We start from the raw sequence: 12878 nt of genomic DNA, 5'->3' as shown, positions 1-12878 counted from the left end.
TCCACGCCGGACAAGCCGGTCGCAGGCCAGCCGGTGACCCTCACCGCCACCGTCACCTGCGGCGGTGTTCCCGTCTCCGGTGCGACCGTCCTGTTCAGCAGCACCAGCGGCCCACTCGGCATCGGCGTCACCAACGCGTCCGGCCAGGCCACCGTCACCACCAGCCTGCTGCCGAGCGGCAGCAACATCATTACCGCCACCGTGATCGCCGCCACCACCACCTGCACCTGCATCGGTGTCTCCGCCACGACGACCGTGAACGTCACCGCCGCACAGAACTGCGTGGTCACCCTGTCGTCCACGCCGGACAAGCCGGTCGCAGGCCAGCCGGTGACCCTCACCGCCACCGTCACCTGCGGCGGCGCCCCGGTCCTGGGTGCGACCGTCCTGTTCAGCAGCACCAGCGGCCCACTCGGCATCGGCGTCACCAACGCGTCCGGCCAGGCCACCGTCACCACCAGCCTGCTGCCGAGCGGCAGCAACGTCATTACCGCCACCGTGCTCACCGCCACCGGTGCCTGCTCCTGCGCCGGCACTTCCGCAACCGGGATCGTGACCGTGGGCGCGGCGACGGGGCTCACAGCACACCCCGCCTGTTACCGGCTCAACGTTCCCCCGCTGCCCTGGGCCTTCGCCACCGCCACCTTCAGCGCGAGTGGCGCGACTCCCGGCGCGACGGTCATCTTCCACCTGGACGGTCCCGCCGGCCCTGTGGTGTGCACCGCCGTCGCCGACGCGAGCGGCAACGCCAGCTGCACGGCCACCCTAACGATCGGACAGGTGCTGTTCGCCAGCTACACCGCGACCAGCGGGGGCGTCTCCTCGTCCAACACCCTCTCCATCTGCCTCTCCTGAGGCTCGGCTCCTGCCCGCACACCGCGGCGGCAGCAGACGTACGGCAGCTCACCCGAGCCGGGCTTCTTCACAGGTGAGTTGACGAGCGACCCGGAAGAACAGCCGTCCCCCGTAGTGCAAGTACGGGGGACGGCTGCTGGAGTACAAGGATAGGCGGGGCGGTACGGCGGCATGCCGACCAGCCCCGCCGCCCCTCACCGTAGGAAGTTACAGAAGGAGCGGAACATGGCCTGCAACTGCGGCGGCGGTACCCGCCCGACCGTCATCATCTACCAGCTGAACCTTCCCGACGGCACCCGGCGCCAGTACTACACCTGGCAAGAAGCCGACGCGGCCAACCAGCGCGCGGGCGGCCTTGGAACCATCCTCGTCGTCAACCAGTAACGACCGTCCGGGTGCATTCACGGTGACGGGGTGGATCTCATGAGCCTTGTGGAGTTTCTCCTTTCTCTCGGCACTACGTGCCGTATCACCAGATTCCTCACCAAGGACACGCTCGCGGCGGGGTTCCGCTCCTGGGTGGCCGGCCGCTTCGGCGACGATTCCAAACTCGCCAGCCTGGTTGGCTGTAGCTGGTGTTCGAGCATGTGGGTGGCTTCCGCCACTGCCTGGGTTGCCCACTGGGCCGGAGGGACAACCGGATTCCAGATCAGCGCGACAGCGTTGTCCCTCTCCTACCTCGCCGGGCTGGCTTCCCGGTGGCTCGATTGAGACGTCATGCCCATGCGGTGGCGGACGGCGTGGCGGATGCCCCGGCTCGGCCGCCCCCGGTCGTCCGACAGACCCAGGACGGGGGGCGCCCCGCAGGACGGATCACACACAGCTGGGGGCGTCGATCGTCACTGCATGCTCTTGCGTGACCTGGCCCCGGCCCACGCCGCTATGGTCTTGGCCGCCTCGAAGGCGACACCGCTTCGCTCTGGTACGAGACACCGGCAGGACCGGCGGCGGGGCCGCTGTGAGACGCCACCTGCGGGGGACACCGCGAGTGCCGCAATGAGGTCGCTCTTCATGGGCTTGGTCCTCACCCGCGCCCCGCACCCGGGGCATCCTCCCCAAGACGGAGCCTGGCATCCTTGACGGGATGAGCAGCCAGCACACGAACCAGACCTCAGAGGTACCCGCGGTGGGGGCGGACAGCCCCTTCCGAAAGAAACACGAACTGCGCGACGAGGCCCCGCAGTTCGTCCTGCCGCTGGTCGTGCGGATCGAGAAGACCGAGCCACCGGCCCGGACGGACGCGCTGGAGACGGCGGCCCGGGCGGTGCTGGTCCTCCTCACGGACGAGCGCGCGCAGGGCGAGGGCGAGTGGGCGCAGGCGGTCCGCGACTGGCAGGACGCCCGGATCCGCAAGGTGGTCCGCCGGGCCCGCGGCGCGGAGTGGCGCAAGGCCGGCACCCTGCCGGGCGTCACGGTCCACGGCGCCGCGTCCGAGGTACGGGTCTTCCCGCCGGTCCCGCTGGACGGCTGGCCCAAGGAGCTGGCCAAGCTCCAGGTGTCGGGCACCGACCTGGACGACCCGGAGCCGACGCCCGCGCCGGAGCCGGGGGTGCCGGTGCTGTGGCTGAACCCGGACCTGGACATGTCGGCCGGCAAGGCGATGGCCCAGGTGGGCCACGCGGCGCAGCTGGCCTGGTGGGAGCTGACGGCGGCGGAGCGCGCCCTCTGGCAGGCCTCGGGCTTCCGCCTGGCCGTCCGCACCGCCCCGCGCGACCGCTGGGCGCAGCTCAGCGCCAGCGGCCTCCCGGTGGTCCGCGACGCGGGCTTCACGGAGATCGCCCCGGGCAGCTGCACGGTCGTCTCGGACCACCCGGCCCTGCGGGCCCGGCTGTGAAGCGGCACGGGCCGGCGCCCGGCCACCGGCCCGCGGTCCACGACCGGCACTGAGGGCCGCCGCACCGATCCGGAACCGCTCGTTCTGCCGCGAACGCCTCGCCTGGGACTCGTGCCCGGCGTCGCAGCGCGCATCAGCCCGCGCTGCGAGGACCGGCATGGAGGCGCACTTCACCTGCGATGGCGTCGGCCGCAACTGGCCACCGTCTCGCCGTCCTGGCCACGCTGGGCGTCCATGCCGCCGGGGTCGGCATCTCGGCCGTGCAGGGCAGGCGTTGACGGACGGCATCCATGGCGGACGGCATCCATTTCACCGCGCGGAGGAACTGTCCGGAGCGGAGACGACGGGCCGCCTCCGCCGATCGCTGCCGAAGGCCGGCGGCCGGTACCGCTTCAGGGGCCGCCGTACGGGTGCGGCCGGGCGGGAACCTCAAATGTTGCTCTGAACGTCCCCTCACGGTGGTTGGCCCGATCCCGTCCGGGCCATGACATCCGCACAGAGTCCTTGAGAGGGGGCGAGGGGGACATGAAACCCATGGCACGCCTGGGGGTGGGCCTCGGCTGGCGGCCGGAGATCGCGGAGGCGGTCGAGCGGCTGGAAGGCCTGGACTGGGTCGAGGTGGTGGCCGAGAACGTATGCCCCGGCCACCTGCCGGAGTCCCTGCTGCGGCTGCGCGAGCGCGGAGTCCGAGTCGTGCCGCACGGGGTGTCGCTCGGCATCGGCGGCGCCGACCGGCCCGACGCGGGGAAGCTGGCCGCGCTCGGGGAGCGGGCGGTGGCGCTGGGGGCGCCCGTCGTCACCGAGCACATCGCCTTCGTACGGACCTCCTCGCCGGCGCTGGAGGCAGGGCACCTGCTGCCCGTGCCCCGGACCCGGGACGCCCTGGCGGTGCTGTGCGAGAACGTGCGGATCGCCCAGGACGCGCTGCCGGTTCCCCTGGCGCTGGAGAACATCGCCGCCCTGGTGTCCTGGCCCGGCGAGGAACTGACCGAGGGGCAGTTCCTGACCGAGCTCGTCGAGCGGACCGGCGTGCGGCTGCTCGTCGACGTCGCGAACCTGCACACCAACCGGGTGAACCGGGGCGAGGACCCGGCCGCCGTGCTGGATGCGATCCCCCTGGAGGCGCTGGCGTACGTGCACGTGGCCGGGGGTGTGGAGCGCGACGGCGTCTGGCACGACACGCACGCGCACCCCGTGCCGCCGGTGGTGCTCGACGTGCTGGCCCGGCTGCGCGAGCGGGTGGACCCGCCGGGGGTGCTGCTGGAACGGGACGACGACTTCCCGGAGGGCGAGGAGCTGGCCGGCGAACTGAAGCGGATCCGCGCGGTCGTGACGGGCGGCGGGACGGGTGCCGTCCGGGTCCGGGAGCCGCTGGCCGTACGCGACGGGGCCCCGGAGCCCGCCGGCGAGGCCGCGCGGACCCGGGTGGGCCTCGGGCAGGCCGCGCTGCTGTCGGCGCTGGTCGCCGGGACCCCCGTGCCCGAGGGCTTCGACCGGCGGCGGGTGCGGGTCCAGGCGCGGGCGCTGGCCGCCAAGCGGGCCTCCGTGGTGGCGAAGGTCGCGCCCGGGCTGCCCGGGATCCTGGGCGGGCCGGAGGCCTTCCGCACGGCCTTCCTGGAGTACGCGGGACGGCGTCCCATGAAGGACGGGTACCGGCGCGACGCGCTGGACTTCGCGGAGCACCTGCTGATCCGGGACCTGCCGCGGGACCCGGCCGCGCGCCGGCGGCTCACCGCCTGGTGGCGGGAGCGGGCCGGGGCGCGGCCGCCGCGGCGGATCGTGCGCTGGGCCCGTGCGCTGGCGGGGAGGGGACGGTGAACGTGCTGGCCGTGGGTGTGTGGGTGGCCGTCGCCGTGTCGAGCCTCGGTCTGGTGCTGGGACTGCGGCGGGGCCGGGCGCGGGTGTCCGGGACCCCCGAGGTGCACGACCTTTCCGAGGCCGCCTTCCTGGCGGGCGGCCCCGGGGCGGTCATCGACGCCGCGCTCGTCGCGCTGCTGGGCGACGGCCGGCTGGTGGCGGGCGGCCCGGGCATCGTCCAGGAGGGGCGGTCGGCCCGGGGTGCGGACCCCGCCGAGCGGGCCGTGCTGTCGGCGCTGCGGGCGGCGCCGTCCGGGTGGCTGTACCAGTTGCGGTACGCCGCGATGCTGGACCCGGCGGTGCAGGAGACCGGGGACGCCCTCGCCGCGCGCGGGATGATCGCGGCGCGCCCGCAGGGGCGGGGCCTGCGGCGCTGGGGGGTGGTGCAGGCGGTGGTGTGCGCGGTGCTGATCCCGGTGTCGCTGCCGGTGACGTTCGTGGCCATGGCGCTGACGCGGGAGTCCCAGGTGCCGTTCGTCCTCAAGGTGCTGCCGGTACTGGTGGCCGGCGTCGTGGCGGGCTCGCTGTGTGCCCGGCGGGCCGGGCGGCGGGTGACCCCGGCGGGCCGGGTCGCGCTGGAGCGGGCCCGGGCGCGGTACGCCGCCGACCAGAGCCCGGCGGTGCGGACCGCGCTGTTCGGGCTGCGGGGTCTGCGGGATCCGGGGCTGCGGGCGCAGCTGGTGCCCGCGGCGCGCGGGACGCGGCTGGCCGCGGCCCAGGCGCGGGGGCGGACGTCCGCCGGGCGCTCCTCGCATTCCTCCGGCTCCGGCTCCTCGTCCGCCGACCTGGTGCCGGTGCTGTGGTGCGCCTCCGCCGACACCGGAGGATCCTCCGGGTCCGGCGGCTGCGGCGGCGGTTCGAGCTGCGGCGGTTCCGGTTCCGGCTGTTCCGGGGCGTCGGGCTGCTCGGGGTCCTCCGGCTGTTCCAGCGGGTCGAGCTGTTCGAGCGGCTCCAGCTGCTCCAGTGGTTCGAGTTGCAGCAGTTCGTCGGGTTCCAGCTGCTCCAGCAGTTCCTGACCGCCCATCACATCCGCGCCACGAGCTGCTCCCGCCTGCACAGCGCGGCTCCGGTCCGGGCGGCGGCGGATCCCCTCGCGGCGGTGGCGGTCCGCGGGCCGGGCGCCGTACGGACCCGGGCCTGCGCGCGGCCCTCGCGGCCCGGCCGGCCTGATCCGCACGACGCGGCCCGTACTCCGACCGGGGCCACCCGGCCCGGCGTCCGGCGGTGCGGCTGTACAGCGGCAGGGCCCTGACATCTCATCGGACAGGACGATGAGACGAAGGGGTCGCCATGCGGACGACGCTCGCGCGCTTCGGAGCCGCCTCGGCGGTCCTCTGCCTCACCCTGTGCGCCCCCGCCCCCGCCGCCGCGGCCCGTGCCGGCGGCCCGGGGCCCGCTCCCGGCCGGGCCGCCGCCGAGGACGCCGGGGCCGAGCTGGTCGCCCGCCGGGCCGCCGCCGCTGCCGCCCTGCGGCCGGCCGCCGGTGCGGCCGGGACCCCGGCGCAGGGAACGCGCCCGGCCCAGGGCGCCCGGCCCGTGACCCGCCCCATGCCCCGGCCCGGCGCCGCCGGGGCCGGAGCCGGGGCCGGGGCCGGGCGGCCGCTGGAGTTCCTGCCGTGCCCCGCCGCCGAGGAACTGCCGGAGCCCGTACGGTGCGCCACGCTGCGGGTCCCGCTCGACTACGCCCGCCCCGACGGCCCGCAGCTCTCCCTCACCGTCAGCCGGGTCCCCGCCTCCGGCCGCGGGGGCGCCGTCCGCCAGGGCGCGCTGGTGTTCAACCCCGGCGGGCCGGGGGCCTCCGGGACCTGGTTCCCCCTCCTCGCCGACCGCGCCGCCTGGAGCCGGGTGGCCGCCGCCTACGACCTCGTCGGCTACGCCCCGCGCGGAGTGGGCGGCTCCGCCCCGCTGACCTGCCAGGACCCCGACGAGTGGCCGCAGGGGCCCACGCAGGTCCCGGCCGAGCCCTCCCCCTCGTACAAGCGGGAGCGGCTGGCGGCCGCCCGGGCGTACGCCGCGGGCTGCGCCCGGCGCACCGGTCCCGCGCTGGCCCACTACACCACCCTGGACAACGCCCGCGACCTCGACGTGCTGCGCGCCGCCCTCGGCGAGCGCCGGCTGAGCTTCGTCGGCGCCTCGTACGGCACCTACCTCGGCGCGGTGTACGCCACCCGCCACCCCGACCGGGTGCGCCGCATGGTGTTCGACTCGGCGGTCGACCCGGACCCGCGCCGCGTCTGGTACCTCGGCAACCTCGCCCAGGCAGAGGGGTTCGAGCGCCGCTGGGCCGACTTCCGCGCCTGGACGGCCCTGCACCACTCCACGTACGGGCTGGGCACCAGCGCGGAGGCGGTGGGCGCCAGTTACGAGAAGGTCCGCGCGGCCGTGGCACGCACCCCGGCGGGCGGGGTGGTCGGTACGGGCGAGCTGCGGGCGGCGTACCTCCAGGCCGCGTACTACGACGACGTGTGGCCGGAGCGGGCCGCGGCGCTCGCCGCCTACCTGCGCGGGAACCCGGCCCCGCTCGTCCGGCAGGCGGCCCGCGACCCCGCGACGGCGCGGGAGGCCGCCAACACGACGGCGGTCTACACGGCGGTGCTGTGCAACGACGCCCCCTGGCCCGCCGACTGGGGGACCTGGGACCGCGACCACACCGGACTGGCCCGCCGCGCCCCCTTCGAGACCTGGGCCAACGCCTTCCTGAACCTGCCCTGCGCCGACTGGCCGGTGCGCGAGCGGCAGCGGCCGGTGGACGTCGGGGCGCTGCCGGCGGGGCTGCGGCTGCCGCGGACGCTGATCGTGGCGGCGGAACGGGACGGGGCGACGCCCTACCCGGGCGCGCTGGAGTTGCAGCGGCGGCTCGGCGGCGGCGCCGCGCTCGTCTCCGAGCGTACGGCGGGCAGCCACGGGGTGGCCGGCGGACGCAACGCGTGCGTGGACCGGCATGTGGAGCGGTACCTGCTGACGGGGGCCACCCCGGGGTGGCGCGTGACGTGTGCGCCGCATCCGGAGCCCGCACCGGTGACACTGGACGAGGGGCCAGCGAGCGCTCCCAGGGCGCTGCTGCCACCACTCGTCTGAACTTCCGGGCGGGATCTCCGGCTGCGTCGTTTCGGGGGCATGGCCTCCCGATCCACCGGAGGCCGCTCCTCAGCGAGAGCGCGGTCGTCCTCCGGTCCTTCCCCCCAGGGGAGGTATCAGGCGAGCCCTGCCACCAGATCGGCGACGGACTTGCGGCGCCCGGTGTAGAAGGGCACCTCCTCACGGACGTGCATCCGGGCCTCGGAGGCACGCAGGTGACGCATGAGGTCGACGATGCGGTAGAGCTCGTCGGCCTCGAAGGCCAGCAGCCACTCGTAGTCGCCCAGGGAGAAGGAGGCGACGGTGTTGGCGCGGACGTCGGGGTAGCCGCGGGCCATCTTGCCGTGGTCGGCGAGCATGCGGCGGCGGTCCTCGTCGGGCAGCAGGTACCAGTCGTACGAGCGCACGAACGGGTACACGCTGACGTAGTCGCGGGCGACCTCGTCGGCCAGGAAGGCCGGAATGTGCGACTTGTTGAACTCGGCGGGGCGGTGCAGGGCCATGTTCGACCACACCGGCTCCAGCGCCCGGCCCAGCCTGGTGCGGCGGAACAGGTTGTAGGCGGTCTGCAGCTCGTCCGAGGTCTCGGCGTGCCACCAGATCATGATGTCCGCGTCTGCGCGCAGGCCGGAGACGTCGTAGGTGCCGCGGACGGTGATGTCCTTGGCGGCGAGCTGGTCGAACAGCTCCTGGACCTCGTCGGCGTAGCCGCTGCGGTCCTCCGGCAGGACGTCCTTCAGCTTGAAGACGGACCACAGGGTGTAGCGGATGACCTCGTTGAGGTCCTTCGCCTTCTTCCCCGCGTTGGGAATCTTCTCTGGTGCAGTCATGTGTCCATTGTCCCGTGTGCTGATCAGTGCTCGGTGCCAGGGGTGGCCATCGAGGCGGTGACCGCGTCCGCGGCCTTCCCGGCGCTCGCGATGCAGGCCGGGATCCCGACGCCGTCGTAGAGGGCACCGCAGACCGCGAGGCCGGGCAGGGCCGCGACGGCGGCCCGGATCCGGGCGACGCGGGCGAGGTGGCCGACGGGGTACTGGGGCAGTCCGGCGTCCCAGCGGGTGACGGTGGAGGCCACCGGCCGGGCGGCCAGTCCGACGGCCTCGCCGAGGTCGGCGAGGGAGACGTCGACGAGGTCGGGGTCCTCGCGCTTCAGGTCGCCCTCGTCGCCGTGGCGGCCGACGGAGGTGCGCAGCAGGAAGAGCTCGGGGTCGGCGCCGGCCCAGGCCCACTTGTTGCTGGAGAAGGTGGACGCCTTGATCGTGCGGCCGTCCACGGGCGGTACGAGGAAGCCGCTGGCGGAGCCGTCGGCGAGGGCCGGGGGCAGGTCGGAGCGGCGGAAGGCCATCGTGACCAGGGCCATGGAGGCGTACTCGGCCTCGCGCAGCCCGGCGGCGGCCGCGGGGGCGAGGGCGTCGAGCAGCCGGGCGGCGGGGGGCGCCGGGGTGGCGAGGACCACCGCGTCGGCGTCGAACGCCCCGCCGTCGGTGGTGATCCGCCAGCCCCCGGGTGTACGGGCGATCCCGCGCACGGGGGTGCCGGTCAGGATCCGCGCCCCGGCGGCCCGGCAGGCGTCGGCGACGGCGAGCGGGAGGCGGCCGACGCCGCCGGAGATCCCGGCGAAGAAGGACCCGGTGGCGGCCGCGCCGGTGACGGTGGTCCGTTCGGCGGCCGCACGGGCCGCGGCCCCGCTCTGGAGGGCTCGCACGCCCTCGGTCAGCGTGGGGTGGGTGCGGACGGCCTCGAAGAGGGCGGGGACGGCGGCGCGCATGGAGATGCGGTAGGCGTCTCCGGCGTAGACCCCGCCGAGCAGGGGCTCGACCAGCCGGTCCACGACCTCGCGGCCCATCCGGGCGGCGACGTACTCGCCGACGGCGACGTCCTCCCCGACCTCGGTGGGCGGCAGTGAGGTGTCGGCGGCGATCCGGGCGAGGCCCTCGGCGGACAGCACGCCGGAGGCGGCGAGCGCGGCCGTGTCGCCCGGGACGCCCATCACGTGGCCGCGGGGCATGTCGCGCAGCGCGCCCCGGGTCCACAGCCGGGCGGTGGTGGTCGCCGGGGGCTGGAGCGCGTCGCCGAGGCCGACGGCCCGGGCGAGGTCCAGGGCCTCGGGGCGGCGGGCGAGGACGGACTCGGCGCCCAGGTCGACGGGGGCCCCCGCGAGCTCGCCGGCGTACAGCTTTCCGCCGAGGCGCGGGCCGGCCTCGAGGAGGGTGACGCTGATGCCGTCGGCGAGCAGCCGGTGGGCGGCCGCGAGGCCGGCGATGCCGCCGCCGATGACGACGACATGGCGGGACGGCCCCGGCCGTCCCGCCCCGTTCGTACGCGTGTCCGCTCCGTGCATGGACACATGCTCTCAGACCGACCGGCGAAGCCGGAACGTGACCGCATCGGAACCGGGTCGGGATCCGGGAGGCGAAACCCGCGGCGGCGGCCCGTACCGGCGAAGCCGAGGACGGGGCCGCGGCGGACCCCGGTGCCCCGGCAGCCCACCGCCCCGGCGCCGGCCCCGGCGGCCGGAACGGGGGACGCCGAGGACTGACGGGCCGTCCGCCCGTAGCGTGTCCCCGTAGCGGAGGCGACGGCGCACGGCGCGGAGGGCGGGCAGAGGGATGGCGGCGGAACGACTGGTGGTGGTCGGCGGGGACGCGGCGGGGATGTCCGCCGCCTCCCAGGCACGGCGGCTCAAGGGGCCCCGGGAACTGGAGATCGTCGCCTTCGAGCGCGGGCACTTCACCTCGTACTCGGCGTGCGGGATCCCGTACTGGATCGGCGGGCAGGTCGCCGAGCGGGACGACCTGGTCGCCCGCACCCCCGAGGAGCACCGCGCCCGGGGCATCGACCTGCGCACCCGCACGGAGGTCGTGGAGCTGGACCTGCCGGGGCGCCGGGTGCGCGCCCGGGACCTGGACAGCGGCGCCGAGTCCTGGACGGGCTGGGACAAGCTGGTCCTGGCGACCGGCGCCCGCCCGGTCCGGCCGAAGCTGCCCGGGATCGGCGCCCACGGGGTGCACGGCGTCCAGTCCCTGGACGACGGCCAGCGCCTGATGGGCGCCCTGGAGCGGACCGAGGGCCGCCGGGCGGTCGTGGTCGGCGCGGGCTACATCGGCGTGGAGATGGCGGAGGCCCTGGTCCGCCGGGGCTACGAGGTCACCGTGCTGCACCGGGGCCCGCAGCCGATGGCCACGCTCGACCCGGACATGGGCGGCCTGGTCCACAGCGCGATGAACGCCATGGGCATCGTCACGGTCTCCGGGGCCGAGGTCGTGAAGATCCTCACGGACGAGGAGGGCCGGGCCCGGGCGGTGGCCACGGCGGCCGGCGACGAGTACCCGGCGGACGTGGTGGTGCTCGGCATCGGCGTGGAGCCCCGCACCTCCCTGGCCCGCGCGGCGGGGCTGCCGCTCGGGGAGTCGGGGGGTCTGCTGACGGACCTGTCGATGCGGGTCCGGGGCCACGAGGACGTCTGGGCGGGCGGCGACTGCGTGGAGGTGCTGGACCTGGTGGCGGGCCGCGAACGGCACATCCCGCTGGGCACGCACGCCAACAAGCACGGCCAGGTCATCGGCTCGAACGCGGGTGGCGGCTACGCGACGTTCCCGGGCGTGGTCGGTACGGCGGTCAGCAAGGTCTGCGACCTGGAGATCGCCCGTACGGGGCTGCGTGAGAAGGACGCCCTGGCGGCGGGGCTGCGCTTCGTGACGGCCACGATCCGCTCGACGAACACAGCGGGCTACTATCCAGGGGCGGCGGAGATGACGGTGAAGATGCTGGCGGAGCGGCGGACCGGGCGGCTGCTCGGGGTCCAGATCGTGGGCGGGGCCGGGTCCGCGAAGCGGGTGGACGTCGCGGCGGTGGCCCTGACGGCGGGGATGACGGTGGAGCAGGTCGTCGCGCTGGACCTGGGCTACGCCCCGCCGTTCTCTCCCGTGTGGGACCCGGTCCTGGTGGCGGCCCGCAAGGCCGTCTCCGCCGTGCGGGCGGCCGGGGTGTAGACCCCGCGGGCCCCGCGCCTCAAACGCCGGCGCGGGCTGGATTTCGCGCAGCGAAACCCCAGCCCGCCCGGCGACCGAGCGCAACGGGGTCCGGGGAGCTGTGCCGCCGGCACCCGCTCCCCCAGGTCCCGGTCGGCTAGCGCTGCGTCTTCGTGTGGACGTAGTCCACCAGGCGGGTCAGGGCGTCGGGGTCCGTCGTCGGGAGGACGCCGTGGCCGAGGTTGAAGACGTGGCCCTCCAGGCCCGCCGCGGCCGCCAGGACCTCGTCCGTCTTGGCTTCGACGGCCTCCGGGGTGGAGAACAGGACGGCGGGGTCCAGGTTGCCCTGGAGCGCCTTGCCGGGGCCGACCCGGCGGGCGGCCTCGTCCAGCGCGACCCGGTAGTCGACGCCCACGACGTCCGCGCCGGCCTCGCCCATCAGGCCGAGCAGCTCGCCGGTGCCCACGCCGAAGTGGATGCGCGGGACGCCGTAGGAGGCGACCGACTCCAGGACCTTCGCCGACGCCGGCATCACCGAGCGGCGGTAGTCCGCCGGGGACAGGGCGCCGACCCAGGAGTCGAAGAGCTGGACCGCGGAGGCGCCGGCCTCGATCTGGACCTTCAGGAAGGCGGAGGTGATCTCCGCGAGGCGGTCCAGGAGGGAGGCCCAGAGCTCCGGGTCCCCGTACATCAGGGCCTTGGTGTGCTCGTGGTTCTTGGACGGACCGCCCTCGACGAGATAGCTCGCGAGGGTGAACGGCGCACCGGCGAACCCGATCAACGGCGTGCCACCGAGTTCACCCGTGAGCATGCCGATCGCCTCGGTGACGTAGGCGACGTCCTCCGGAGTGAGGTCGCGCAGCTGCGCGAGGTCCTCGCGGCGGCGGATGGGCTGGGCGACGACCGGGCCGATGCCCGGCTTGATGTCGAGGTCGACGCCGATGGCCTTGAGGGGCACGACGATGTCGGAGAAGAAGATCGCCGCGTCGACGTTGTGGCGCCGCACCGGCTGCATGGTGATCTCGGTGACCAGGTCGGGGCGCATGCAGGACTCCAGCATGGCCGTGCCCTCGCGGACCTTGCGGTACTCGGGCAGTGAGCGGCCGGCCTGCCTCATGAACCACACCGGGGTGTGCGGGACCGGCTCGCGCCGGCAGGCCTTCAGGAAGGCGGAATCGTACGTCTGACTCGGCTGGCCCTGCGGGCTGGTAGTGGCGCTCACGCGGCAAATCTTCGCACGTATGAAGAAGTGTCCGACCCGGGGCGGGTGTCCCTGCGGCGCG

The 12878-nt window shown here is 75.0% G+C and carries 10 protein-coding genes and 1 pseudogene; 8 read left to right on the top strand and 3 right to left on the bottom strand.

All coding sequences use genetic code 11. From position 1 onward, the window contains the following. The 7 genes and pseudogenes from ACFY15_RS20605 to ACFY15_RS20575 all read left to right on the top strand — a co-directional run. Nucleotides 1-855, top strand: a pseudogene (locus tag ACFY15_RS20605) (Ig-like domain repeat protein); the annotation flags it as partial. A gap of 225 nt (nucleotides 856-1080) precedes the next feature. Further along, nucleotides 1081-1239 carry a hypothetical protein gene (locus ACFY15_RS20600; protein WP_390688794.1) on the top strand — a complete coding sequence of 53 codons (159 nt, stop codon included), beginning with the start codon at nucleotides 1081-1083 and terminating at the stop codon, nucleotides 1237-1239. Between the two features lie 39 nt (nucleotides 1240-1278). After that, nucleotides 1279-1566: a hypothetical protein gene (locus ACFY15_RS20595; RefSeq protein WP_390688900.1), complete on the top strand. Its 288-nt coding sequence runs from the start codon at nucleotides 1279-1281 to the stop codon at nucleotides 1564-1566. A 373-nt stretch (nucleotides 1567-1939) separates the two neighbouring features. After that, nucleotides 1940-2689, top strand: coding sequence for an aminoacyl-tRNA hydrolase (locus ACFY15_RS20590; protein ID WP_390688795.1), 750 nt, complete (start codon nucleotides 1940-1942; stop codon nucleotides 2687-2689). 525 nt (nucleotides 2690-3214) lie between these two features. Then, on the top strand, nucleotides 3215-4507 hold the full coding sequence (locus ACFY15_RS20585) for a DUF692 domain-containing protein (RefSeq protein WP_390688796.1): 1293 nt from the start codon (nucleotides 3215-3217) through the stop codon (nucleotides 4505-4507). Next, nucleotides 4504-5562: a TIGR04222 domain-containing membrane protein gene (locus ACFY15_RS20580; protein ID WP_390688797.1), complete on the top strand. Its 1059-nt coding sequence runs from the start codon at nucleotides 4504-4506 to the stop codon at nucleotides 5560-5562. Before ACFY15_RS20585 ends, ACFY15_RS20580 begins: the two co-directional genes overlap by 4 nt. A gap of 274 nt (nucleotides 5563-5836) precedes the next feature. Continuing rightward, entirely contained in the window at nucleotides 5837-7624 is a 1788-nt protein-coding gene (locus tag ACFY15_RS20575; RefSeq protein WP_390688798.1) for an alpha/beta hydrolase, read from the top strand. A 116-nt stretch (nucleotides 7625-7740) separates the two neighbouring features. On the opposite strand, the gene hemQ is transcribed toward ACFY15_RS20575, so the two are convergent. Both hemQ and hemG read right to left on the bottom strand, forming a co-directional pair. Beyond that, the gene (gene hemQ, locus ACFY15_RS20570; protein WP_365158741.1) at nucleotides 7741-8454 is read right to left on the bottom strand and encodes a hydrogen peroxide-dependent heme synthase; all 714 of its coding nucleotides are present in this window, start codon (nucleotides 8452-8454) and stop codon (nucleotides 7741-7743) included. A 23-nt stretch (nucleotides 8455-8477) separates the two neighbouring features. Next, nucleotides 8478-9965 (bottom strand): protoporphyrinogen oxidase, encoded by a 1488-nt coding sequence (gene hemG, locus ACFY15_RS20565; RefSeq protein WP_390688799.1) that lies wholly within the window; start codon nucleotides 9963-9965, stop codon nucleotides 8478-8480. A gap of 268 nt (nucleotides 9966-10233) precedes the next feature. On the opposite strand from hemG, the gene ACFY15_RS20560 reads away from it, so the two are divergent. Then, nucleotides 10234-11616 carry an FAD-dependent oxidoreductase gene (locus tag ACFY15_RS20560; RefSeq protein WP_390825888.1) on the top strand — a complete coding sequence of 461 codons (1383 nt, stop codon included), beginning with the start codon at nucleotides 10234-10236 and terminating at the stop codon, nucleotides 11614-11616. Nucleotides 11617-11752: 136 nt separating this feature from the next. Here ACFY15_RS20560 and hemE read toward each other — a convergent pair whose 3' ends face one another. Further along, entirely contained in the window at nucleotides 11753-12817 is a 1065-nt protein-coding gene (hemE, locus tag ACFY15_RS20555) for a uroporphyrinogen decarboxylase (protein ID WP_390688801.1), read from the bottom strand. Between the last annotated feature and the right edge of the window lie 61 nt (nucleotides 12818-12878).

Origin of the sequence: Streptomyces sp. NPDC001373 (assembly GCF_042895815.1) — a bacterium.
Lineage (GTDB): Bacteria > Actinomycetota > Actinomycetes > Streptomycetales > Streptomycetaceae > Streptomyces.
This window is presented reverse-complemented; position numbering and strand designations above follow the sequence as displayed.

Bases quoted from the DNA above. Each gene is read 5' to 3' on its own strand.
- ACFY15_RS20595 (WP_390688900.1), top strand. From the start codon at position 1,279: ATGAGCCTTGTGGAGTTTCTCCTTTCTCTCGGCACTACGTGCCGTATC.
- ACFY15_RS20575 (WP_390688798.1), top strand. From the start codon at position 5,837: ATGCGGACGACGCTCGCGCGCTTCGGAGCCGCCTCGGCGGTCCTCTGC.
- ACFY15_RS20600 (WP_390688794.1), top strand. From the start codon at position 1,081: ATGGCCTGCAACTGCGGCGGCGGTACCCGCCCGACCGTCATCATCTAC.
- hemG (WP_390688799.1), bottom strand. From the start codon at position 9,965: ATGCACGGAGCGGACACGCGTACGAACGGGGCGGGACGGCCGGGGCCG.
- ACFY15_RS20585 (WP_390688796.1), top strand. From the start codon at position 3,215: ATGAAACCCATGGCACGCCTGGGGGTGGGCCTCGGCTGGCGGCCGGAG.
- ACFY15_RS20560 (WP_390825888.1), top strand. From the start codon at position 10,234: ATGGCGGCGGAACGACTGGTGGTGGTCGGCGGGGACGCGGCGGGGATG.
- ACFY15_RS20590 (WP_390688795.1), top strand. From the start codon at position 1,940: ATGAGCAGCCAGCACACGAACCAGACCTCAGAGGTACCCGCGGTGGGG.
- hemQ (WP_365158741.1), bottom strand. From the start codon at position 8,454: ATGACTGCACCAGAGAAGATTCCCAACGCGGGGAAGAAGGCGAAGGAC.